Source organism: Salinifilum aidingensis, assembly GCF_054782015.1.
In genome coordinates this window covers 163237-185366 of the sequence record NZ_BAAGTH010000002.1, presented here as the reverse complement: position 1 = coordinate 185366, position 22130 = coordinate 163237, and the positions used below count along the sequence as shown (strand labels likewise).

Annotated in this window: 18 protein-coding genes and 2 rRNA genes; 13 read left to right on the top strand and 7 right to left on the bottom strand. The window is 70.7% G+C overall.

The features are described from left to right. Nucleotides 1–30 precede the first annotated feature (30 nt). Both ACYVJE_RS03885 and ACYVJE_RS03880 read left to right on the top strand, forming a co-directional pair. Nucleotides 31–783, top strand: coding sequence for a Crp/Fnr family transcriptional regulator (locus ACYVJE_RS03885; RefSeq protein ID WP_461143294.1), 753 nt, complete (start codon nucleotides 31–33; stop codon nucleotides 781–783). A gap of 177 nt (nucleotides 784–960) precedes the next feature. Next, nucleotides 961–1200: a hypothetical protein gene (locus ACYVJE_RS03880; protein ID WP_459159711.1), complete on the top strand. Its 240-nt coding sequence runs from the start codon at nucleotides 961–963 to the stop codon at nucleotides 1198–1200. A 133-nt stretch (nucleotides 1201–1333) separates the two neighbouring features. Here the strand turns inward: ACYVJE_RS03880 and ACYVJE_RS03875 are convergent, their stop codons facing one another. Then, nucleotides 1334–3067, bottom strand: coding sequence for a TIGR03767 family metallophosphoesterase (locus ACYVJE_RS03875; protein ID WP_461143293.1), 1734 nt, complete (start codon nucleotides 3065–3067; stop codon nucleotides 1334–1336). A gap of 473 nt (nucleotides 3068–3540) precedes the next feature. Here ACYVJE_RS03875 and ACYVJE_RS03870 point away from each other — a divergent pair. Continuing rightward, nucleotides 3541–5075 (top strand): 16S ribosomal RNA (locus tag ACYVJE_RS03870). Between the two features lie 186 nt (nucleotides 5076–5261). Next, nucleotides 5262–8345, top strand: a 23S ribosomal RNA gene (locus tag ACYVJE_RS03865). The 16S and 23S rRNA genes sit together here, the layout of an rRNA operon. Nucleotides 8346–8539: 194 nt before the next feature. Here the strand turns inward: ACYVJE_RS03865 and ACYVJE_RS03860 are convergent. Then, nucleotides 8540–9844 carry a D-arabinono-1,4-lactone oxidase gene (locus tag ACYVJE_RS03860; protein ID WP_459159713.1) on the bottom strand — a complete coding sequence of 435 codons (1305 nt, stop codon included), beginning with the start codon at nucleotides 9842–9844 and terminating at the stop codon, nucleotides 8540–8542. 75 nt (nucleotides 9845–9919) lie between these two features. Here ACYVJE_RS03860 and ACYVJE_RS03855 point away from each other — a divergent pair, with 75 nt between their 5' ends. The 5 genes from ACYVJE_RS03855 (at nucleotide 9920) to ACYVJE_RS03835 (ending at nucleotide 13894) form a co-directional block, all read left to right on the top strand. Next, a complete protein-coding gene (locus tag ACYVJE_RS03855) occupies nucleotides 9920–11164 on the top strand; it encodes an alanine racemase (protein WP_461143292.1) in 1245 nt (414 codons plus the stop codon). 83 nt (nucleotides 11165–11247) lie between these two features. Continuing rightward, the gene (locus ACYVJE_RS03850; RefSeq protein WP_461143291.1) at nucleotides 11248–11937 is read left to right on the top strand and encodes a PIG-L deacetylase family protein; all 690 of its coding nucleotides are present in this window, start codon (nucleotides 11248–11250) and stop codon (nucleotides 11935–11937) included. 150 nt (nucleotides 11938–12087) lie between these two features. Beyond that, the gene (locus ACYVJE_RS03845) at nucleotides 12088–12729 is read left to right on the top strand and encodes a TetR/AcrR family transcriptional regulator (RefSeq protein WP_461143290.1); all 642 of its coding nucleotides are present in this window, start codon (nucleotides 12088–12090) and stop codon (nucleotides 12727–12729) included. A 130-nt stretch (nucleotides 12730–12859) separates the two neighbouring features. Further along, nucleotides 12860–13606, top strand: coding sequence for a DUF2267 domain-containing protein (locus tag ACYVJE_RS03840; protein ID WP_461143289.1), 747 nt, complete (start codon nucleotides 12860–12862; stop codon nucleotides 13604–13606). Nucleotides 13607–13684: 78 nt separating this feature from the next. Beyond that, nucleotides 13685–13894, top strand: coding sequence for a DUF2795 domain-containing protein (locus ACYVJE_RS03835; RefSeq protein ID WP_459159719.1), 210 nt, complete (start codon nucleotides 13685–13687; stop codon nucleotides 13892–13894). A 183-nt stretch (nucleotides 13895–14077) separates the two neighbouring features. Here ACYVJE_RS03835 and ACYVJE_RS03830 read toward each other — a convergent pair whose 3' ends face one another. The 4 genes from ACYVJE_RS03830 to ACYVJE_RS03815 all read right to left on the bottom strand — a co-directional run bounded on the left by ACYVJE_RS03830 (nucleotide 14078) and on the right by ACYVJE_RS03815 (nucleotide 17503). Next, nucleotides 14078–14923 (bottom strand): SigB/SigF/SigG family RNA polymerase sigma factor, encoded by an 846-nt coding sequence (locus tag ACYVJE_RS03830; RefSeq protein ID WP_461143288.1) that lies wholly within the window; start codon nucleotides 14921–14923, stop codon nucleotides 14078–14080. 144 nt (nucleotides 14924–15067) lie between these two features. Further along, a complete protein-coding gene (locus ACYVJE_RS03825; protein WP_459159721.1) occupies nucleotides 15068–15244 on the bottom strand; it encodes a hypothetical protein in 177 nt (58 codons plus the stop codon). Between the two features lie 248 nt (nucleotides 15245–15492). After that, a complete protein-coding gene (locus ACYVJE_RS03820) occupies nucleotides 15493–16896 on the bottom strand; it encodes a TrkH family potassium uptake protein (RefSeq protein WP_461143287.1) in 1404 nt (467 codons plus the stop codon). Nucleotides 16897–17032: 136 nt separating this feature from the next. Continuing rightward, entirely contained in the window at nucleotides 17033–17503 is a 471-nt protein-coding gene (locus ACYVJE_RS03815; protein WP_461143286.1) for a MarR family winged helix-turn-helix transcriptional regulator, read from the bottom strand. A gap of 90 nt (nucleotides 17504–17593) precedes the next feature. On the opposite strand from ACYVJE_RS03815, the gene ACYVJE_RS03810 reads away from it, so the two are divergent. After that, nucleotides 17594–18373, top strand: a complete 780-nt coding sequence (locus ACYVJE_RS03810) for a dioxygenase family protein (RefSeq protein WP_461143285.1) — start codon at nucleotides 17594–17596, stop codon at nucleotides 18371–18373. A gap of 52 nt (nucleotides 18374–18425) precedes the next feature. Next, nucleotides 18426–18857, top strand: a complete 432-nt coding sequence (locus ACYVJE_RS03805; RefSeq protein ID WP_461143284.1) for a DoxX family protein — start codon at nucleotides 18426–18428, stop codon at nucleotides 18855–18857. A gap of 307 nt (nucleotides 18858–19164) precedes the next feature. Here the strand turns inward: ACYVJE_RS03805 and ACYVJE_RS03800 are convergent, their stop codons facing one another. Beyond that, nucleotides 19165–20232 carry a terpene synthase family protein gene (locus tag ACYVJE_RS03800; RefSeq protein ID WP_461143283.1) on the bottom strand — a complete coding sequence of 356 codons (1068 nt, stop codon included), beginning with the start codon at nucleotides 20230–20232 and terminating at the stop codon, nucleotides 19165–19167. 361 nt (nucleotides 20233–20593) lie between these two features. Between ACYVJE_RS03800 and ACYVJE_RS03795 the strand changes: the two genes are divergently transcribed. Beyond that, nucleotides 20594–21694, top strand: a complete 1101-nt coding sequence (locus ACYVJE_RS03795; protein ID WP_461143282.1) for a polyprenyl synthetase family protein — start codon at nucleotides 20594–20596, stop codon at nucleotides 21692–21694. Between the two features lie 58 nt (nucleotides 21695–21752). Next, nucleotides 21753–22124 (top strand): hypothetical protein, encoded by a 372-nt coding sequence (locus ACYVJE_RS03790; protein ID WP_461143281.1) that lies wholly within the window; start codon nucleotides 21753–21755, stop codon nucleotides 22122–22124. Nucleotides 22125–22130: the final 6 nt, after the last annotated feature.

The window sequence follows — 22130 nt, the reverse complement described above, 5'->3', positions numbered from 1 at the left end:
GGAGGGCCGCGCGCTGCCACCATGAGGAGCATGGCCTCGGCGAAGTTCCCGTCCGGCGTGCGGCAGCAGGCGATGCGGCTGTTCGGCGGCCGCGACTCCGGCGACTCCGCGGAAACGGCGCTGCTGCAGGCCGCGTGGGTGGCGCGCCGCGTCGGGCGCGGTGCGATGTCCCCGCTCGGGCGGGAGGACGTGACGGCCCTGGCGGTCTTCCTGCACGCCCGGCGTTTCGCCGAGGGCCAGCCCGTGTTCGGCGCGGGGACGTCCGAGGAGCACGGGGGCGTGTGGATCCTCCAGAGCGGCCGGGTGGAACTCGCCACCGGCAGCGGCCCGCGCCGCTCCGTGGTGCACGTGCTGCACCCCGGTGACGTCGACGGCGACGTCCAGCACCTGCTCGACATGCCCTTCCCCTACGGGGCGCGGGCGCTGGACGAGGTCACGGCGCTGTTCCTCGACGCGGAGGCGTTCGAGGGGCTGCTGACCGAACGTCCCGCGATCTCCCGCCGGTGGCTCTCCAGCGTCGCCCAGCGCCTGGCCACGAGCCAGCAGCGGGTGATCGGTCTGCTCGGGCGGACCCTGCAGGCGCAGGTGGCCCGGCTGCTGCTGGACGAAGCCGTCGACGGGGAGGTGCTGCTGCCGCAGCGGACCCTCGCGGCGATGATCGGCGTGCAGCGACCCTCGCTGAACAAGGTGCTCAAGGACTTCGAGCGGCGCGGGTTCGTCGAACTCGGCTACGGCAGCGTGACCCTCCGAGACCCCGACGCGCTCGCCGCGTCCTGCGAGTGAGCGGCCTCGCGGACTCCGCTGCACGCCTCCGCACGCCGGGCGACCACCGGCAACTCCGCCGCACCGCCGCGTCGGGCCCGTCCTGCCGGCGGGGACGCCCGAGCGGACGTCCCGGGGCTTTCGCCTCCTCGCGCATGCCGCGTTCGTGTGCTGCGCTGGAGGGGACGAGGGACGACCATGGGCGAGCCGGTGTTCACGCAGGAGCAGGATGTCTGGGACTGGTTGGACGCCCTGCGCCGGCACCGGTCGCTCATCGGCGGGGAGGACGCGGAGCAGGCCTGGGACCTCATGGCCGCGGCGCTGCGGCGCGTGGCCGCGCTGCGCTTCGACGGCCGACAGCTCGACCGCGGTCTGATCGCCCAGCACGCGGGCGTCTCGCCCGAGGACTTGGCGGAGGTCCTGGGCGAGGGGCCGTAGCGGGTGGAGCAGCAGCGAGCGACCACCGCGGGCCCCGACCGCGCGTTGAGCGCGGTTCGGGGGCTCGAGCCGCTGAGCGCGCCGCTCGAGGTGCGGTGCACCAGCTGCTCCCCGCTGCCCGGGCCGGCCGCGATCAGCGCACGGGCAGCCGACCGGGCACCAGCAGTTCCGCGTTCCGGTCGCCGAGTTCGCCGAGCTCGGCGGGATCGGTGTGCGGGTCGTTGAACGCCAGCTCCCGGTACAGCGCGGCCAAGGCGTCGGGGGAGCGGTCGTCGTGGTCGGCCCGGTAGGGGCTGTCGGCTTCGACGAGCGTGACGTGGATCGACAGCGTGCCGTCCCGGTTGTCGACCAGTTCGACGACGCGCGCCAGCTGCGGGAAATCGACGTGCGAGGCCGTGTTGATCTCCCAGAAGCCGCAGGCGGCGTCCTCAGCGGCGTGCGCGGTGATCTCGTTGCGGTGGCTGTGCCCGTTCACCCACGCCAGCACGTTCGGGAAGCGCTGCAGCAGGCGCACCACGTCGTCCCCGGACCTGCGGGGTTCCCCGGGACGCCGGAAGTCCGGCAGCAGCGCGTTCATGGTGCCGCTGGTGTGGTGGCTGAACAGGACGAACAACTCCTCGGTCACCGGTTGGCGCTGCTCGCGGCCGAGCTCGTCGTAGTGGCGCGAGCTCGCCGCGGCGAGCGTGCGCTCCAACCACCGGTACTGCGCGAGCCCGAGCGAGCCCTCGGCGAAACCGGCCGTGTTCGTGCTGTCCAGGACGATGCCGGTGACACCGGCGGCGATGCGGAAGGTGTAGTGGGCGGTGTCGGCCGCAGCGCTCTCCGGCCCGAAGCCGTGCCCCACCGGGCCGGGGCCGGCGTTGGCCGGATCGAGGTGGGCCTCGAGGAACTCCTGGGTGCTGAACGGTGCGCGGTGCTGGTCCGGGGTCACTTCGCGCACGGCACCGCCGTTGCGGTCCAGTGCGCGACCTGCCTCTTCGCGGCGGCGCGGGTCCTGCAGCAGTTCCGCGACGCGCTGCGCGTCGCGCCGGTCCCGTCCGATGATCTTGTGCGAGCCGGTGTAGTGCTCCTCCAGGCCGGGGATGAGCGGGTCGGGCAGGGTGCCGACGACGGTGTTGTCGTGGTTGCCGAACGCGGCGTACCAGGGCAGCTGCAGCCCGGGGCTGTCGAAGGGGCGCAGCGCGTCGTCGAGCAGGCCGGGGAGGACGGGGAAGCCGCGCTCCCGGAAGCGGTCGGCCACGCCGCCGCCGGGGTGCCAGTACAGCGGGTCCCCGGAGTCCTGCACGCCTTCGTAGGTGTCCGCACCGGTGTTCTGGGCCGTCCGACCGCCGTTGAGGACGGTGAAGTACCAGTCGAGCTCGGCGCGTTCGTGGTTGTCCGTGCTGTCGCCCGTGGTGATCGCGAAGTCCAGCGGGCGGCCGGTGACCGGGGCGCCGCGCAGCCGGTTGACCTGCCGCACGAGGCGGGTGGCGGCCAGCGCGCCGAGCGTTTCCTGCGGCCGGAACGCGCCGGACATGAGCGGGTGCAGGTACTCGAACCGGACCGGGCTCTGGGCGTCGGTGATGTGCAGGTCGGTGAACTGGGTGAACGCGGCGACGGGCTCGCGGCGCTCCTCCCGCGCGGCGTCGGCCTCGACGAGGTCGGTGCGCACCACCACCGGCCACCCCGGCCCCGCGGTCAGTCTGCGGTAACCCTCACCGGTCTCCGCGGCCGCGGCGGTGCGCAGGGTGGTCCCCTCCGGTGCGGCAGGGGGGACCGGCCGCGGGGAGGTGCTCGCGGCCGGCGCGCCACCGAGCACCCCGCTGCCCAGCGCGGTCGCGGTGACGCTTGCAGTCAGCAGGAAACGGCGCCTGTTCAACGCTGCCATCTCGGATCCTCGCTCGTGCGTGCGGTCGTGCAACCGAAGCGAGAATCTTTCATTTTTGGTCGGCTCGGGGCACCACCGGGCAGGTGATCGTTGCGCGAACACCTCGAGAACGGCGCGGGGCCGCTCCGGCGAGGGTCCGGTTGCCGCGGGGCGGAGGGTGCTGCGGCCGCCGGCGGGCCCCTGATCGGCACGCCGAGCTTCGCTCCGAGCTCCCACTGGACAACGGTGCACGCGTTGTTAAACTGAGTAGGGCGAGCCAGCCACGGGAAGTTCACCCGGGGCTGGCACCGTCCCCAGCCGGGGCGGCTGGGGATCATTTGCAAAGATCGCCGGCGCCTCGTTACGGTGCTGGTGAGTCGCCGAGACGGCATGTTCATATCGAGAACTCGCACCTTGAGAACTCGACAGTGTGCCGAATGCGGGCCCACTGCCCGCGGCAGTGGGCAGTGCCGGACGCGTCCCCGCAACATTCATTGTTGGAGAGTTTGATCCTGGCTCAGGACGAACGCTAGCGGCGCGCTTGACACATGCAAGTCGAGCGAGGTGTCTCCTCCGGGAGACAACCGAGCGGCGTACGGGTGAGTAACACGTGAGCAATCTACCCCGGACTCCGGGATAACCCTGGGAAACCGGGGCTAATACCGGATACACGTCCCGCCGGGCATCCGGCGGAACGGAAAGGTTCCGGACCGCGAGGTCCGGTTCCGATCCGGAATGAGCTCGCGGCCCATCAGCTGGTTGGTGGGGTAACGGCCCACCAAGGCGGCGACGGGTAGCCGGCCTGAGAGGGTGATCGGCCACACTGGGACTGAGACACGGCCCAGACTCCTACGGGAGGCAGCAGTGAGGAATCTTGCGCAATGGGCGAAAGCCTGACGCAGCGACGCCGCGTGGGGGAGGAAGGCCTTCGGGTTGTAAACCTCTTTCGGCCCCGACAAAATTGATGGTAGGGGCAGAAGAAGCACCGGCTAACTACGTGCCAGCAGCCGCGGTAATACGTAGGGTGCGAGCGTTGTCCGGAGTTACTGGGCGTAAAGGGCTCGTAGGCGGTCTGTCACGTCGGCCGTGAAATCCCGCGGCTCAACCGCGGGCTGGCGGCCGATACGGGCAGACTTGAGGGCGGTAGAGGCAAGCGGAATTCCCGGTGTAGCGGTGAAATGCGCAGATATCGGGAGGAACACCGACGGCGAAGGCAGCTTGCTGGGCCGTTCCTGACGCTGAGGAGCGAAAGCGTGGGGAGCGAACAGGATTAGATACCCTGGTAGTCCACGCCGTAAACACTGGGCGCTAGGTGTGGGGACCAGATTGGTTTCCGTGCCACAGCTAACGCGTTAAGCGCCCCGCCTGGGGAGTACGGCCGCAAGGCTAAAACTCAAAGGAATTGACGGGGGCCCGAACAAGCGGCGGAGCATGTGGATTAATTCGATGCAACGCGAAGAACCTTACCTGGGTTTGACATCCACCAGATCGCCCCAGAGATGGGGTTTCCCTCCGTGGCTGGTGGACAGGTGGTGCATGGCTGTCGTCAGCTCGTGTCGTGAGATGTTGGGTTAAGTCCCGCAACGAGCGCAACCCTTGTCCCGTGTTACCAGCAATCCGGTTGGGGACTCACGGGAGACTGCCGAGGCAACTCGGAGGAAGGTGGGGACGACGTCAAGTCATCATGCCCCTGATGCCCAGGGCTTCACACATGCTACAATGGCCGGTACAAAGGGTGGCGATCCCGCGAGGGTGGGCGAATCTCCCAAAGCCGGTCGTAGTTCGGATCGGGGTCTGCAACCCGACCCCGTGAAGGCGGAGTCGCTAGTAATCGCAGATCAGCAATGCTGCGGTGAATACGTTCCCGGGCCTTGTACACACTGCCCGTCACGTCATGAAAGTCGGTAACACCCGAAGCCCATGGCCCAACCGGTGCGCCCGGGGGGAGTGGTCGAAGGTGGGACTGGCGATTGGGACGAAGTCGTAACAAGGTAGCCGTACCGGAAGGTGCGGCTGGATCACCTCCTTTCTAAGGAGCACCGACCCGCTCACGGGTCGAAGCTGAGCAACATGTACCCGAACGTGGGACGACGTCCGGCCCGCAGCACCGCGCGAAACGCGCGGATCGGTGGCACTGTCGGGCTCTGGAGGTGCGAGCAGAGCACCTCGGAGCACCTTGAGAACTGCACAGTGGGCGTCGCGATGGTCTTGTCGTGAGCAAGTTGATAAGGGCGCACGGTGGATGCCTTGGCACCAGGAGACGAAGAAGGACGCGGGTGGCTGCGATAAGCCTGGGCGAGCTGCCGACCGAGCTGTGACCCCAGGATTTCCGAACGGGGAAACCCGGCCGGAGTGATGTCCGGTCGCCGCTGCCTGAATGTATAGGGCAGCGGGCGGTAACGCGGGGAACTGAAACATCTCAGTACCCGGCGGAAGAGAAAGCAACAGCGATTCCCCGAGTAGCGGCGAGCGAAAAGGGAACAGGCCAAACCGGGTGCGTGGGAAGCCGGCAGGCGTTGCGCATCCGGGGTAGCGGGACGGTTCGTGCCGGGGCTGCCGACCCGGCGGGACGGAAGCACGGTTAGCCGAAGGCGCTGGAACGCGTCGGCGAAGCGGGTGACACCCCCGTAGGCGAAAACCGTCGTGGAAGTCCGAACCGCACCCGAGTAGCACGGTACCCGAGAAATTCCGTGCGAATCTGCCAGGACCACCTGGTAAGCCTAAATACTCCCTGGTGACCGATAGTGGATCAGTACCGTGAGGGAAAGGTGAAAAGTACCCCGCGAGGGGAGTGAAACAGTCCCTGAAACCGTGCGCCTACAAACCGTCAGAGCTCCGTTCGCGGGGTGATGGCGTGCCTTTTGAAGAATGAGCCTGCGAGTCAGTGGTGCGTGGCGAGGTTAACCCGTGAGAGGGGGAGCCGGAGCGAAAGCGAGTCCGAAGAGGGCGTCGGAGTCGCGTGCCCTGGACCCGAAACCGAGTGATCTTCCCGTGGCCAGGGTGAAGCCCGGGTAATACCGGGTGGAGGCCCGAACCCACCAGGGTTGCAAACCTGGGGGATGAGCTGCGGGCAGGGGTGAAAGGCCAATCAAACTCGGTGATAGCTGGTTCTCCCCGAAATGCATTTAGGTGCAGCGTCGCGTGGTTCCCGGGCGGGGTAGTGCGCTGGTTGGTCGAGGGGCCTTTTCGGTTACCGAGATCAGCTAAACGGTGAATACGTCCGGGTGCAGCGCGGCAGTGAGTCCGTGGGGGAAAAGCTCCATGGTCGAAAGGGAAACAGCCCAGACCACCGGCTAAGGCCCCGAAGTGTGTGCTGAGTGGGAAAGGATGTGGAGTCGCTGTGACAGCCAGGAGGTTGGCTTAGAAGCAGCCATCCTTGAAAGAGTGCGTAATAGCTCACTGGTTAAGCGACTCCGCGCCGAAAATTCAGCGGGGCTTGCAAGCACACCGCCGAAGCCGTGGCGGCGAGTCCACGACTCGCCGGGTAGGGGAGCTTTCTGGGTGCTGTGAAGCGTTCGGGAAACCGGGCGTGGAGCGCCTGGAAGTGAGAATGCAGGCATGAGTAGTGATTGAGGAGTGGGAATCTCCTCCGCCGAATGGCCAAGGGTTCCAGGGGAAGGTTGATCCGCCCTGGGTGAGTCGGATCCTAAGGCGAGGCCGACAGGCGTAGTCGAAGGGTAACGGGTTGATATTCCCGTACCCGCCGGCGCTGACCCGCCCGGCATCGCCGGCGCTGCTGCCATCGTCCTTCCGCACGTGCGGCCTCGTGCCGCGCGTCGGAAACGGACCGTGGCGGGGCGCCTGATGTTCGGGCCCGCGATGGGGGGACGCAGAAGGGTAGCCCAACCCGGCCGGTGGTTGTGCCGGGGTAATGGTGTAGGGCGGTGCACAGGAAAATCCGTGCACCACGTGCCTGAGACCTGATGCCGAGCCTTCGTGGCGAAGTGGGTGAGCCCATGCTGCCTCGAAAAACCTCTAGCGGACGCGTCGGCGGTCCGTACCCGAAACCAACACTGGTGGCCAGGTAGAGCATACCGAGGCGAGCGAGCGAACCGTGGTTAAGGAATTCGGCAAAATATCCCCGTAACTTCGGGAGATGGGGAGCCGGTTGGCGTGTACGCCCCAGGCGGCGGAAGCGCCGGTCGGCCGCAGTGAAGAGGCCCGATCGACTGTTTACTAAAAACACAGGTCCATGCGAAGCGTGTTTGCGAAGTATATGGACTGACGCCTGCCCGGTGCCGGAACGTTAAGGGGAGGAGTTAGCCCTGCGCGGGCGAAGCTCTGAACCTAAGCGCCGGTAAACGGCGGTGGTAACTATAACCATCCTAAGGTAGCGAAATTCCTTGTCGGGTAAGTTCCGACCCGCACGAATGGCGTAACGAATCGGGCGCTGTCTCAACCGCGGACTCGACGAAATTGCAAGACGAGTTAAGATGCTCGTTTCGCGCGGCAGGACGGAAAGACCCCGGGACCTTTACTACAGCTTGGCATTGGTGTTTGGTGCGGCTTGTGTAGGATAGGTGGGAGACTGCGAAGCGGGCACGCCAGTGTCCGCGGAGTCATTGGTGAAATACCACTCTGGCCGTTCCGGGCATCTAACCTTGGTCCGTGATCCGGATTGGGGACAGTGCCTGGTGGGTAGTTTAACTGGGGCGGTTGCCTCCCAAATAGTAACGGAGGCGTACAAAGGTCCCCTCAGCTTGGTTGGGAATCAAGCGCTGAGTACAAGGGCAGAAGGGGGCTTGACTGTGAGACTGACGGGTCGAGCAGGTGCGAAAGCAGGTCCTAGTGATCCGGCACTACCAGGTGGATGGGGTGTCGCTCAACGGATAAAAGGTACCCCGGGGATAACAGGCTAATCATGCCCGAGAGTCCGCATCGACGGCATGGTTTGGCACCTCGATGTCGGCTCGTCGCATCCTGGGGCTGCAGTTGGTCCCAAGGGTTGGGCTGTTCGCCCATTAAAGCGGCACGCGAGCTGGGTTTAGAACGTCGTGAGACAGTTCGGTCCCTATCCGCCGCGCGCGGAGGACACTTGCGAGGAGCTGTCCCTAGTACGAGAGGACCGGGACGGACGAACCTCTGGTGTGCCAGTTGTTGCGCCAGCAGCACGGCTGGTTAGCCACGTTCGGCACGGATAACCGCTGAAAGCATCTAAGCGGGAAGCCAGCCTCAAGATGAGGTGTCCCTCCCCACGTGGGTTAAGGCCCCCAGAAGAAGACTGGGTTGATAGGCCGGCGGTGAAAGCTCGGCAACGGGTTCAGCTGACCGGTACTAATCGGCCGAGCGGCTTGCTCCACCATCGCGGCGTCCGCTGTGGAGTTCTCGAGATGCCCCTGCGTCAGCTGTGCACGCCCCGTCGTGCGCGTCGTGCCGGAACCCGGTGCGAGGTGCACGGCGGGGCGTTTCGCGTGTCCGGCCGGACGAGCCGAGCAGCGGGCCCCGCGGTGGCCGTCGCCGGGCTGCGCGTCGGCACGGCAGCGGGTGGGCGCCTCACGCGCCGAGCACCCGCGTGAGGTGCGGGTTGGTGAACCGGCGCTGCGGGTCGACCGCGTCGCGCACGCGGCGGAAGTCGTCGAAGCGCGGGTAGAGCTCGCGCAACCCCTCGGCGTCCAGGCTGTGCATCTTGCCCCAGTGCGGTCGCCCGCCGACCGCGCCGGCGATCGACTCGAAGACCTCGAACCAGTGCCGGTAGGGCATGCCGTGGAACTGGTGCACCGCGATGTAGGCGGTGTCGCGCCCGTGCGCGGTGGAGAGCCAGATGTCGTCGGCCGCTGCCAGGCGGATCTCCACCGGGAACATGACCGGATGCTCCAACCGGGGCAGCGCCGCGCGCAGTTCGCGCAGCACCTCGCCGAGGGCCTCGGCGGGGACGGCGTACTCGGATTCGACGAAGCGCACCGAGCGGGTGCTGGTGAACACCCGGTGGGAGCGGTCGCTGTAGGAGCGGCGGGACAGCACCGCCGAGGACAGCCGGTTCAGCTGGGCAACGGAGGCGGGGACGGCTCGTCCGAGCCGGCACAGCAGGCCGAACGCGGCGTTTTCCACGACCTGGTACTCGAGGAAGTGCCGCAGCGGTGGCAGCGGGCGTGGGCTCGCCTCCGGCGGCAACCGGTTGTTGCGCTTGACGAGGGCGTTCTTGCCGTAGGGGAACCAGTAGAACTCGACGTGGTCGTTGCCGGCGGCGAGTTCGTCGAACCGCTCGAGCACGGAGTCCAGCGGTTCGGGGTGTTCCTCGGCCTCGAGCACGAACGCGGGTTCGCACTGCAGCGTGACGCTGGTGATGACGCCGAGCGCGCCGAGGCCCACCCGGGCCGCGGCGAAGAGCTCGGCGTTCTCCTCCGGCGCGCAGCGGTGCGCGGTCCCGTCCGCGAGCAGCAGCTGCAGGGCGCGGACCTGGGTGGCCAACCCGCCGAACCGCGCTCCGGTGCCGTGCGTGCCGGTGGCGAGCGCTCCGGCGATCGTTTGGCGGTCGATGTCGCCGAGGTTGGGCATGGCCAGCCCGATGCGGTCGAGCTCGGCGTTGAGCCGGTGCAGCGGTGTGCCCGCGCTGACGGTGACCAGTCCGGTGCCCGGGTCGGCGTGTTCGATCCCGCTGAACGCCGACAGGTCCAGGGCGAGGCCTGTGGGGGCGGCGACGGGGCTGAACGAGTGACCGCTGCCGAGCGCGCGCACCGGCAGGCCGCGGCGTTCGGCGGTGGCGAGCACGTCGGCGGCCTCGGCGAGGTTCCGCGGCCGGTGCACGGCTGCCGGCCTCGCGCTGGCCGTGGCGGCCCAGTTCGTCCAGGTGTCCTGCATGGAATCTCCTTCCGCGGGGCAGCAACTTAAGTGAATTTCTTTCACTTAGCAAGATCGACCGGATACAGTCCGCACATGTTCACCGCTCGCCCGGCACGCCGCGCCCACCGGGGCGCGCACGCATCGGCACCGCAGCACGCCACGCGCTTCGACGCGGCCACGGCGGACGCGGAGGCACCGCTGGCCGTCGTCGACCTGGAGGCGTTCGAGGCCAACGCCGCCGAACTGGTCCGCCGCGCCGCCGGCACGCCGATCCGCGTGGCGACGAAGTCCCTGCGCTGCCGCGAGCTCGTGCACCGCGCGCTGCAGGTTCCCGGGTTCGCGGGGGCGATGTGCTACTCGCTGGCCGAGGCGCTGTGGCTGCACCGCGCCGGGACCTCCGCGGACATCCTCGTGGCCTACCCGAGCGTGGAGCGCGCGGCGCTGCGCGAACTCGCCACCGACCCGGACGCCCGCCGGGCGATCACGATCACCGCGGATTCGGTCGAACACCTCGACGTCGTCGACGCCGCGCTGGGTGGTGCCGCGCACGCACCCGTCCGGGTCTGCCTGGAGCTCGACGCCTCGTGGCGGCCGCTGGGAGTGCCCGCGCTGCACGTGGGCGCGCGGCGCTCCCCGGTGCGCACCCCGCGGCAGCTGGCCGCGCTCGCCCGCGCGGTGCTCGCACGCCCCGGTTTCCAGCTCACCGGGGTGCTCGCCTACGAGGGGCAGGTCGCCGGTGTGCCGGATGATCCCGGCGGCGCGCGCGGCGCGGCCGTGCGGTGGGTGCGCCGCCGTTCAGCCGCCGACCTGGCACGCCGCCGCACGGACGCGGTCGCCGCGGTGCGCGAGCTGGCGCAGCTGGAGTTCGTCAACGGCGGCGGCACCGGCAGCCTCGAGCTCACCGGTGCGGAAGCGGGCGTGACCGAACTCGCCGCCGGGTCCGGACTGGTCGGACCCGGACTGTTCGACTCCTACCGCGCCTTCCGCCCCCGGCCGGCCCTGCTGTTCGGGCTGCCGGTGGTGCACCGCCCCGCCCGCGGCATCGCCACGCTCTACAGCGGTGGCTACGTCGCCTCCGGGCCTCCGGGACCCGACCGGGTGCCGCGGCCGCACCTGCCGCGCGGGCTGCGGCTGATCCGCGCCGAAGGGGCCGGGGAAGTGCAAACCCCGGTGCGCGGCCGCGCGGCAGGTGCGCTGCGCCTCGGCGACCGCGTGTGGCTGCGGCACGCCAAGGCCGGCGAGCCCGCTGAACGCTTCGACACCTACCACCTCGTCCGCGGTGGCGAACGCGTCGCCAGCGTGCCCACCTACCGCGGTGAGGACCGCAACTTCGGGTGAGACGCGCCGGGCAGGCACGGGACCTCCGCGGCAGGGGCGTGCACAATGGACGTTCGCAGCGTCCACGACGTCACGAGGTGGCCATGAACCCAGCGGCCCCGTCCCTGCACCCGATGCCGGAGGACTGGTCGACGGCGGTGTGCGTGGTGGCGCACCCCGACGACATGGAGTACGGCCCGGCCACCGCGGTGGCGCGCTGGACCGCCCAGGGCAAGACCGTCAGCTACGTGACCGCCTCCGACGGCGAGCAGGGCATCGAAGGCACGCCGGCCGCCGAAGCGGGACCGCTGCGGGAGCGGGAGGAACGCGCGGCCGCAGCGCACGTGGGCGTGCACGACCTCGCGTTCCTGCGTCACCCGGACTCGGCGTTGGAGAACACCGCCTCGCTCCGGCAGGACATCGCCTGGGAGGTGGGCAGCCGCGCCCCTGAGCTGGTGGTGGTGCTCAACCACCGCGCCCGCTGGGCCTACGGCGGCAGCAACTCCGCCGATCACCGCAACTCCGGCGAGGCGGTGCTGCAGGCGCTGCGCGAGACCCCGGTGCCGACGCTGCGCTGGGTCGCCGTTGCCGACTCGCCCGGGATCGACCACGCCGCGGACGTCACCGACTGGATGGAGACGGGCCTGCGGGCGCTGCGCGAGCACCGCGCCTACCTCGCCGCGCTCGGCGGGGAGGAGTGGTCCGTCGAGCACGTCCGCGGCAACGCCCGCGAGGCCGGACGCCGCTACGGCACCGACTACGCGGCGGCGTTCGAGCTGCTCGCCTGGCAGTGACCCCGTCGGCCAGGGACCCCGTCGGCCAGGCGGTGGGCCGTTGAGCAGGGTGGGCCCGTTCCGGGCGCGGGCTGCGCGCGGCCCGCTCGTCGCGCTCAGTCGCGCGGCTTAAACTGGGCCCGTCGGCGACCGCACCGCGAGGAGGTGAGCATGGCGGGCAGCACGCGGCTGGAGCGGATCAGCACCACGCGCGAACGCATCCTGAGCACCGCCGAACGCCTCTTCGCCGAGCACGGCGTGTTCGCGGTGTCCAACCGGCAGATCAGCGAGTCCGCCGGGCAGGGCAACAACGCCGCCGTCGGGTACCACTTCGGCACGAAGGTCGACCTGGTGCGGGCGATCGTGCGCCAGCACACCGAGCACATCGAACAGCTGCGCGTGCGGATGCTCGACGAGCTGGACGAACGCGCCGGGGCGCGGGAGTGGGTGGCGTGCCTGGTGCGGCCGAGCACGGAGCACCTGGCCTCGCTGGGCAGCCCGACCTGGTTCTCGCGGTTCGGCGCGCAGGTGATGACCGATCCGGCCATGCGCCCGATCATGGTCGAGGAATCGCTCAACTCGTCCGCGCTGCACCGCATCCTCGACGGGCTGCACACCTGCCTGCCCGAGTTGCCCGCCGAGGTGCGCGCCGAGCGCGCCGACATGGCTCGCCAGCTCATGGTGCACATGTGCGCGGAACGGGAACGCGCCCTCGCCGAGGGGGCGGAAACCCCGCGCAGCAGTTGGCGCGACGCCGGTACCGGACTGATCGACGCGATCACGGCCATCTGGCTCGCCCCGGTCAACGAGTGAGGCGGGTGCGCCCGCAGCGCCCGAGCCCCGCTCGCGCCGGCGCGGGTTCCCGGGCGTTTCGCCGGCGGCCGCGCGGGGTACGTCGCCGTCGACCGGAATCGAAGTGATGCGACGGGGTCGAGGAGGTTCCGTGCGCTACGAGGACATGGTGCACCGGCTGAGCCAGGACGCCTCGCTCGACTGGCAGCAGGCCGAGGCCACGCTGGCCGCGACCGTGCAGGCGCTCGGGGAGACCGCGCAAGCGGCGACGGAGGACCTGCGTTCCCAACTGCCGGGGGAGATCGCCGGTGTGGAACCGGCGGGGCTGGCCCCGGAGCGGTCGTGGGACGAGTTCGTCGTGCGCGTCGGGGAAATCTCCGGGCTCGCGGAACCGGAAGGCGCGAGTGACCGCGTGCAGGCGGCGTTCGCCGGGCTGGCCGAGGCCGTGACCGCCGGGCAGCTGCGGGAACTGGTCGAAGCCTTGCCCGCGGAGTTCCGCGACGCAGTTCCCGGCAGCATCGGGCTCTCCGGATCGGCCGAGGCCCTGCTCGCGGAGGTGCGCAAGCGCAGCGGCGCGGAGACGCTCGAGCAGGCGCGGGACCTGACCGAGGCGGTGTTGGGAGTGCTCGCCGAGCACAGCAGCGCGGGCCAGGCCGGGGACCTGGCGGCGCGCCTGCCGGCCGACTTCGGCGATGCGCTCGACGCGCGGCGCTCGGCACCGCGCACGGAGGCCGACGAGTTCCTCGAGGAGGTGGCGATCCGCACGAGTGCGACCACCGCGAAGCGGGTGCGCGAGGACACCGCGGCGGTGTTCACCGTGCTCGAGCAGTGGGCACCGGACGAAGTGGACGCGACGTTGAGCCAGCTGCCGAAGGAGGTGAACGCGCTGGCCCGCTGACCCGAGCCCCGCCCGGTGCGCAGCGGGCGGGGACGCGAGCGGAGCAGTGACCACGAGGGACGATCCGAGGAGGACGTCGTGACCGACGCCGATCAACGCCGGGTCCGCAAAATCCTGCAAGGACTGGAGTTCCCGGTGAACAAGGAGTCCTTGCTCGAGTACGCCGAAACCCGCGAGGCCGACCCGAAGACGATGCGGGCGCTGCAGGGCTTGGACGACCGCGAGTACACCAGCACCGAGGACGTGGTCGCGTCCGTTCCGCAGCGGCCCGAGCAGGAGATCTCCTGAACCGTCCTGAACCGCACGCCCACCGCGCGTGCCGGACCCCGGCGTGCGCGGGTGGTCCTGCCACGCGACCGGCACCGCGTGTCGCGGGGCGGCGCGCGGGCGCCGCCGCAGCGACCGCGGCGGTGCCCGCGCGTTCTCAGAGCTTCCGCCCCGCCCGGCGACCGCGGTGCGCGCGGCGGGCCGTCACGTCGTCCCGCAGGCGGGTGCTGCCTGTGCGGCCGCCTGCTGCCACTGCGGCGGGACGTTGTCCGCCTCCTCGGCCTGCTCCCGGGCTCGTTGCAGCGCCTGGGTGAGCAGGCGGGAGACGTGCATCTGCGAGATGCCGAGCTCCTGCGCGATGTTCGACTGCGTCATCCCGTGCAGGAAGCGCAGGGCGATGAGACGCCGCTCCCGCTCGGGCAGGCTGCGCAGCAGCGGCCGCAGCTCGGCCCGGTCTTCCACATCGGACATCTCGCGGTGCTCGATGCCCAGCGTGTGCGACACGGTCAGCGAGTCCGATCCTTGCAGCACCGCCTCGAGCGAGCTGCTGCGGTAGGCGTGCCCGGCCTGCATGCCCTCGTGCACGTCGTCGAGCTCGACACCGAGGTGCTCGGCGATCTCGCTCGGTGCCGGAGCGCGGCCGAGCTGCTGGGACAGCGCGGAGATCGCCTTCGACACCTGCTGGTACCGCTCCTGCAGCCGCCGGGGCATCCGCACGGACCAGCCGGTGTCGCGGAAGTGGCGGCGCAGCTCGCCCATGATGGTCGGCACCGCGAAGCTCACGAAATCGCTGCTCCGGTCCGGTTCGTACCGGTCGACGGCCTTGACCAGGGCCAGGTTGGCGACCTGCACCAGGTCGTCGTGGGACTCCCCGCGGTCGCGGAACCGCCGAGCGAGGTGTTCGGCAAGCGGCAGGTGCTCGGTGATCAGCTCGTCGCGCAGCTTGCTGCGCGCGCTGTCGCTGTCCAATGTGCGCAGTTCGTCGAAGAAGGGCAGCAGCGCGTCGTACGTGGTGTTCTCCCGCGCAGTCGTGGTCGCGGCATCGGTCATGCTGATCCCCCGGTTTCGCGTCGAGGGCGCGCTCCGCGCGGTGCGGAGGTCGTCGGCCGCGCGGATGCGGCGCGGTGCGGCCCGCCCGCGGTCCCGCGGGCGCAGGCCTGCTGGTTTCGCCGGTCGTGCACGACCGGCGCGGTGTCACGGGCGGGGGTGCGAGGGCGGCAGCAGTGCGCACGCCTCGTCGGCGGCGGTGCGGAGGTCGACGACGGCGCCGCCGGGGACGTCCCGTCCGGCGGTGAAGGTGCGCACCGCGGGCCGGGCGGCGCACGTGCCTGCCTGGGGAGGGAGCGGTTGCGGTGTGGTCAGAGCTACCACGCCGTCCTCCTTCCGTAGGCGAGTCGTGCTCCCCTGAGCGTTTCCGGGCGCGGCGGGGGCTGAAACCTCCCCGCGGAAGGCCTCAGCACGAGGTGCTCCCGCCGGGTCGCCGCGGTGGGCGCGGCTCCCGCCGCCCACGCTACCCGCCACGTCGGTCGGGGTGGTACAGCTGGGCCCGCGCGACGGGCTGCTCGTGCGGATTCCCGAGCGGTCGCGGGGTGGTCGCCCCGGGCTCGCCGCGGTGCGGATCAGCCGACGATGGGGCGTTCTTCCGGGCGGTCGAACCGCCGTCCCCGCTCCTGCAGCGCCAGTGCGGAAGCGAGGGTGATGGGACCGAGCCGGCCGGTGAACATGAGCACGACGAGCAGCAACTGCGCAGCGGGCGGCAGGGCACCGGTGATGCCCGTGGACAGGCCGACGGTGCCGAACGCGGAGACCGATTCGAACAGCACCGAGTTCAGGCTGAAGGGGGTGATCTTGAGCAGCACGAGCGTGGCGGTGAACACCATCCCCACCCCGAGCAGGGCCACGGTCAGCGCCTGCCGCGCCAGTTCGACCGGGAGCTTGCGGCCCGCGACGTGCACGTTCGGCTCACCGCGGATCTCGGTGACGATGACGAAGGCCAGCACGGCGAACGTGGTGACCTTGATGCCGCCGGCCGTGCCCGCGCTGCCGCCGCCGACGAACATGAACACGTCGGTGAGCAGCAGCGTGGTCGGATGCATCTCGCCGACGTCGATCGTGTTGAACCCGGCGGTGCGGGGCGTGAGCCCGTGGAACAGCGCGGCGAGCAGCCTGCCCGGGACGTCCAGCGCTCCGAGGGTGGCGGGGTTGGACCACTCGAGACCGGCCACGGCCAGGACCCCGATCGCGGCCAGGACGGCGTAGGTCACCAGGGTGACCCGCGCGTGCAGCGACCAGCGCGCGCCGTGCTGGCGGAGGTGGCGGGAGATCTCGATGAGCACCGGAAACCCCAGACCGCCCAGGACGAACGCCGCGGCGACCGGCAGGCAGACCCACCCGTCGGCGGCGTAGCGGGTGAGGCTGTCCGGGTGCAGCGCGAAACCGGCGTTGTTGAACGCCGAGATGGCGTGGAACACGCCCAGGTACCCGGCGTGCAGCCAGTCGTGCCCGTAGGCGAGCACGAGCCGCAGCGTCAGCACCCCCGCCACGATCGCCTCGACCAGCAGGCTCAGCGTGATCACGCCGACGAGGAGTCGGCGCACGTCGCCGAGGCTCGGGCTCTTGATCTCGGTCTGCGCGCCGCGCTGCAGGCGCAGGCGCAGCCGGTGCGACACGAGCAGCCCCAGCAGGGAAGCCAGGGTCATGATCCCCAGGCCGCCGATCTGGATGAGCCCGAGCACCACCGTTTCGCCGAACAGGGACCAGTGCCCGCCCGTGTCCACGACGACGAGCCCGGTGACGCACACCGCCGAGGTCGCGGTGAACAGGGCGGTGACCCACGAGGTCGCCTCCCCGCCGGCACCGGCGATCGGCAGCATGAGCAGCACGGTCCCCACCGCGATGGCGGCGGCGAAGCCGGTGACGACCATCCGCGCGGGCGCCCCGGCGTCGGCGAAGGCGCGGCGCGCCACGCTGCCGGCGCGCGCCAGCCTTCCGGCGGCGGCGCGCATCCCGCTGTACGCACTCACTCGTTCCCACGGCATCGGCTGGAGAAGTTACGCCGCCCGCGCTCCGCGCGTCGGCCGTCCGGTGCGGTCGCGTGCCGCACGCCACGCCCGAGCGCGCTGCTCGACCGCGCGGGCGAGGTGAGCAGCGCGCTCGGGCTCAGGCGCCGGTTCCGCCGGAGCGGATCCGGCTGCCGGCGGCGCCGAGCCCTTCGGCGAGGGCGTCGAGCTGCTCCGGGCTGAGCAGGTCGATCAGGCAGGCGCGCACGGCTGCGACGTGCCCGGGCGCGGCGTCCTCCAGCTTCCGCCGCCCCTGCTGCGTCAGCGCGGCGTGCACCCCGCGGTCGTCACCGGGCGAGGCGCAGCGGTGGACCAGACCGGCCTTCTCCAGCTGACCGATCTGGTAGGTGAGTCCGCTCTTCGAGGTCACGACCTCCTCGGCGAGGGTGCTCATGCGCATCTGCCCGTCCGGGGCGTCGGCGAGGCGGACGAGGATCTCGTACTGCGGGTGGGACAGCCCTTCGGCGTCCCGCAGCTGCTGCTCGACGCGGCGCGGCACCAGGTGGCTGGCCTCGAGGAACGCGTTCCAGGCGGCCATCTCGCGGGAGTCGAGCCAGCGAGGTTGTTCCATGCACCCACCCTAAGGGTTGTTCGAATATGAACAACCGGGTACGGTCCACCATGTAGTTCGAATTCAAACGACCGCTGTTCCGAGGCGACCATGACCACCGGACACCGCACGCCCGCGCTGTACCTCAGCCACGGCGCCCCGCCCCTGGCCGACGACCCGGTGTGGCCGGGAGAGCTCGCGGACTGGGCCCGCGCGCTGCCGCGGCCGGACGCCGTCCTGGTGATCTCCGCGCACTGGGAGGAGGCGCCGGCCACGCTCGGGGCCACGACCACGGTTCCGCTCGTGCACGACTTCTGGGGCTTCCCGGAGCGCTATTACACCGTGCGCTACCCCGCGCCCGGAGCTCCCGAGCTCGCCCGGCGCGTGCGCGCGCTGCTCCGCGGGCCGGCGACGCCGGTGCACGACCAGCCCGACCGGGGGCTCGACCACGGCGCCTACGTGCCGCTGGTGGAGATGTACCCGGAAGCCGACGTACCGGTGCTGCAGCTGTCCATGCCGACGCTGGACCCGGAGCGCCTGCTCGACCTCGGACGCCTCCTCGCCCCGCTGCGCGAGGAGGGCGTGCTGCTCATCGGCAGCGGGTTCTTCACGCACAACCTCCGCGCCATGGGCGAACCCGCCACGCCGAGCTGGTCGGTCGAGTTCGACGAGTGGGGCGGGCGGGTCCTCCGGGAGCGGGACGTCGATCAGCTGCTCGACTTCCGGAACAAGGCGCCCGCCGGGGTGCTCGCCCACCCGAGCACCGAGCACTTCGCCCCGCTGTTCGTCACCCTCGGCGCCGCCGAGGCGGCGGGGGACCTGGATCAGCTGCACACGCCCATCGAGGGGTTCTGGTGCGGGCTCGCCAAGCGATCCCTCCAGTTCGGCTGATCCCGCACGCAACCGCCCGGTCCCGCCGGGCACGACAGGAAGGGAAACACCCATGCCGCAGCCGCCCGAGTGGATCCGCGATCTCGCGCTGCTCCTCGCGCGGATCGCCCTCGGCGTCGTGTTCATCGCGCACGGCCTGCAGAAGTTCGCGCAGTGGGGGATCAGCGGCACGACGTCGTCGTTCGCCGAGATGGGGGTGCCGGTGCCCGGCCTCGCGGCCTGGACGGCTGCGCTGGTCGAAACGCTCGGCGGTCTGGCCCTGATCGCGGGCGCCGCGCTGCCGCTGGCCGGGGTGCTGCTCGCGTGCACCATGCTCGGCGCGTGGTTGACCGCGCACACCGGCCAGGGGCTGTTCGTCACCGACGGGGGATTCGAGTACGTGCTCGTGCTCGCGGTGGCCGCCCTCGCGCTCGGCTTCAACGGCGGTGCGTACGCGCTCGACCGGCTCGGTCCGGGGCGGAAGGTCCATCCGGCGGCGCGGTGACCTCCGCTTCGAGAGTCCGCGGGGTGGCTGTTGGGGGTGGGCGGTTGGGGGCAGCTGGGAGGAACCTCCGGCGGCGCCTCGTTGCGGGATCCTCGACCTCGGGTAGTCACCTGCTCCCAGCCGCCCCCGACCTCCTTCCCCGGACAGCGGACGGGGGGCAGCACCGCCCGGGGCCGTCCTCGCGAGGCGGCGCCGGAGGCCCCGCGCCGGGGCGCTCTGCGCACGCGTCGAGGAAGCGGTTGCGCCGCTTGCCCGACGGACCGCTGCAACCCGAGCGCTCGGTTCGGAGCGGTGCTGCGCCGGTAGCTCACCCCCGCACGTGCTGCCACCACCAGGAGATGGCCGGCAGCGCCGGAGCGGTCGGGTCGGGATCCGACGGCACGCGCGCCCATCCGGGGTGCCCGGACTCGCCGGGGCCGTCGTGGGCGGTGTACCGCGGCACGCGCAGCCCCCAGTCGATGTTGCCGCGGATGCCCGCGCCGAGGCAGGACAGGTAGGTGCGCAGCTCGGGGCCGGCATCGGGCAGCAGTTGCTCCCGCAGGCGCAGGTACACCTGCATCATCCGGTCGCGCAGCGCGACCGCTTCGGTCAGCGCCTCCTCCGCGGAGTGCCCCTCGTTCTCCACCAGCACGGTGATGATGTTCTGGTCGGCGTGCCGGTCGCGCTGTTCGCGGCGGTAGGAGTGCAGGTCGTTGTCCAGCCCCGCGGTGAGCACGGCGGCCTCGCTCGCGGCGCGCACCGCAGGGTGGTCCATCTCGCCGTCGGGTACCTCGGCGCCGTTGGCGATCTCGAGCAGGGCCATGGTCGGGAAGCCGCCGGAGCTGCCCAGGCGCATGGCCAGGTAGTCGTTCAACGGCGGGCGGACGCCGCGCGCCTGGTTGCCGATCTGCCAGGCGACGCCGTGCAACCACGCGCGGTGGGCGTCGATGAACCGGCGCACCTGCGTCGGCGTGGCCTGCCGGCGCATCGCCAGGCCGATGTCGTGCAGCGCGCGCAGGTACGGGTCCTCGGCGGCGTCCAGGCTGTGCGGTGCTTCCAGGACGCGCTGGACCCGGCCGGCCACGGCGACGAACTCCTCGGGACGCGCACTGAGCGGGCCGTTGTCGCACCGCACGTCGTCGAAGGCGAATCCCCAGTAGACCCACTTGGCCGCCAGCAGCACGTTCTCGGCGATTCCGGACGGGGCGAAGCGCGCGAAGAATTCGGCGCTGTTGCTTTTGATGACGTGCCGCCGGCGCGTGGCGTCCTCGTACATTCCGATGTCGTCGATCCAGGAGATCGCCTGCTTCTCGATCGTGTCGACATCGGGGTGCAGGGCGGGATCGATCGGGCAGTAGAACGGCGGCATCGCGAAATGCGTTCCGGTCGCGGTCACGAATTCTCCTCGGTCGGCGCTGCTTCGTTGTCCGGTTTCTGCGGTGCTGGGAAGGTCACGGCTGGCGGCGGCCGTTGATGATCAACAGGCTTTGTACCAAAGCGGCGAATTGTGCGGCAAGAACGCGTATTCCTTACTGGTCGACCGCTGAACTGTCAATCAAATACACACGATGGTGTGCAACGTGACCGAAGGGGAACGCGGAAGAATGACTCCCGAATGGGCGTGTTGAAACGCGGTGCTCCGTTGCTAGGGTCGCTGTTGATCAACGACGGCGCCGCTGCGCGCGGTGCGCTCACCGCAGCTCCCGCCCGCCGCCGGTTCGCGGGCCGGGCGGGAGCACGCACGAATCGGAGGGCACATGTCCGGGAGAACGCTGCGCCCAGCCCCCGCGGCCGAGGTGCCCAGCGGTTCCTCGGTGGAGGCGTTGCTGCGGCGGCTGCGCCGCGACGTCGACGACGAGCTCGCGCGGTTCCTGGACGTCCAGGAGCACGAGGCGCCGGACGCGTGCGTACCTCCGCTGGTCGAGGTCGTGCGGGACTTCCTCGCCGGGGGCAAGCGCCTCCGCCCGCTGTTCTGCGCGTGCGGTTGGGCGGCGGGCGGAGGTGATCTCGACGACCCCGCCGCGATGCGCATCGGTGCCGCGCTGGAGCTGTTCCACGCGTTCGCCCTCATCCACGACGACGTGATGGACTCCTCGGACGCGCGGCGGGGGCAGCCCACCGTCCACCGCGTCCTCGCCCGGCGTGCGCCGGAAGGGCCGTCCGCCGAGCACTTCGGCGTGAGCGCGGCGATCCTGCTCGGCGACCTCTGCCTGGTGTGGTCGGACGAGCTCCTGCACGGTTCGGGCGTACCGCCGGAGCGGCTGCACGCCGCTCGCTCGCTCATCAACACCATGCGCACCGAGATCATGGCCGGCCAGTACCTGGACCTGGACGTGGCGGCCGCGGGCGAGGCCCTCGACGGCGCCTGGCGGGTCGTGCGGCACAAGACCGCCGCCTACACCGTCACCCGCCCCCTGCAGCTGGGCGCGCTGCTGGCGGGGGCCGACGACCCGGTGCTCGAGTGCTGCGCGGAGTACGGCAACCCGCTCGGTGAGGCCTTCCAGCTGCGCGACGACCTGCTCGGGGTCTTCGGTCGCTCCGCCACGACAGGCAAGTCCGCCGACGACGACCTGCGCGCGGGCAAGTGGACCATGCTGATGCGGCTGACCTGGCAACGCGCCGACGAGCAGCAGCGCGGGGTGATCCGGCAGCTGCACGGCGCCCGCCGGCTGGACGCCGCGGGAGCCGAGCGGCTGCGCGCGGTCATCCGGGACACCGGTGCGGAAGCGGAGGTCGAACAGCTCATCGCCGCGCGGCGCGAACGGGCGCTGCGGGCTCTGGACGACCCGGCGATGCCGGCGTGGGCGCGCGCGGTCCTGGGCGAGCTCGCGGACAGGAGCACGGACCGAGCGCGGTGATCCGCCCGGCGAGAAGTGTCCACTGCGGTGGTCGAAGAGAGAAAGGCAGGTCAGTGACATGGGTACGAAGGACACGTTGAAGGACTTCATCGGCAACGTCGCGGATGACGCCAAGCAGGCCTTCGACGAACTGCTCGATCGCGAGGACGCCGACGGTGCTGCGGCGGGGTCCTCCGGGCTGCCCGCGGCGGGAGAGGCCGCGGGCGGCGTGCGCAGCGCAGCCGGCGCCGTCAGCGGTGCGGCCGACAGCGCCACCGCGGTGGCCACGCTGCCCAAGCAGGTCGCCGAACTGACCGAGACGGTGAACTCGCTGGTGCAGGCGCTGCAGAACGTCCCCGGCGTCGGTGACGCCGCGGGTGCAGCCGGACAGGCGGGCAAGGTCGGCGAGGCGGTCGGCAAGGCCACCGCCGGCAACGGGAAGAAGTCGTGAGCACTG

Coding starts and splice junctions, on each gene's coding strand:
- ACYVJE_RS03790 (WP_461143281.1), top strand. CDS start 21,753: ATGGGTACGAAGGACACGTTGAAGGACTTCATCGGCAACGTCGCGGAT.
- ACYVJE_RS03860 (WP_459159713.1), bottom strand. CDS start 9,844: ATGCAGGACACCTGGACGAACTGGGCCGCCACGGCCAGCGCGAGGCCG.
- ACYVJE_RS03850 (WP_461143291.1), top strand. CDS start 11,248: ATGAACCCAGCGGCCCCGTCCCTGCACCCGATGCCGGAGGACTGGTCG.
- ACYVJE_RS03810 (WP_461143285.1), top strand. CDS start 17,594: ATGACCACCGGACACCGCACGCCCGCGCTGTACCTCAGCCACGGCGCC.
- ACYVJE_RS03880 (WP_459159711.1), top strand. CDS start 961: ATGGGCGAGCCGGTGTTCACGCAGGAGCAGGATGTCTGGGACTGGTTG.
- ACYVJE_RS03815 (WP_461143286.1), bottom strand. CDS start 17,503: ATGGAACAACCTCGCTGGCTCGACTCCCGCGAGATGGCCGCCTGGAAC.
- ACYVJE_RS03795 (WP_461143282.1), top strand. CDS start 20,594: ATGTCCGGGAGAACGCTGCGCCCAGCCCCCGCGGCCGAGGTGCCCAGC.
- ACYVJE_RS03855 (WP_461143292.1), top strand. CDS start 9,920: ATGTTCACCGCTCGCCCGGCACGCCGCGCCCACCGGGGCGCGCACGCA.
- ACYVJE_RS03805 (WP_461143284.1), top strand. CDS start 18,426: ATGCCGCAGCCGCCCGAGTGGATCCGCGATCTCGCGCTGCTCCTCGCG.
- ACYVJE_RS03875 (WP_461143293.1), bottom strand. CDS start 3,067: ATGGCAGCGTTGAACAGGCGCCGTTTCCTGCTGACTGCAAGCGTCACC.
- ACYVJE_RS03830 (WP_461143288.1), bottom strand. CDS start 14,923: ATGACCGATGCCGCGACCACGACTGCGCGGGAGAACACCACGTACGAC.
- ACYVJE_RS03845 (WP_461143290.1), top strand. CDS start 12,088: ATGGCGGGCAGCACGCGGCTGGAGCGGATCAGCACCACGCGCGAACGC.
- ACYVJE_RS03885 (WP_461143294.1), top strand. CDS start 31: ATGGCCTCGGCGAAGTTCCCGTCCGGCGTGCGGCAGCAGGCGATGCGG.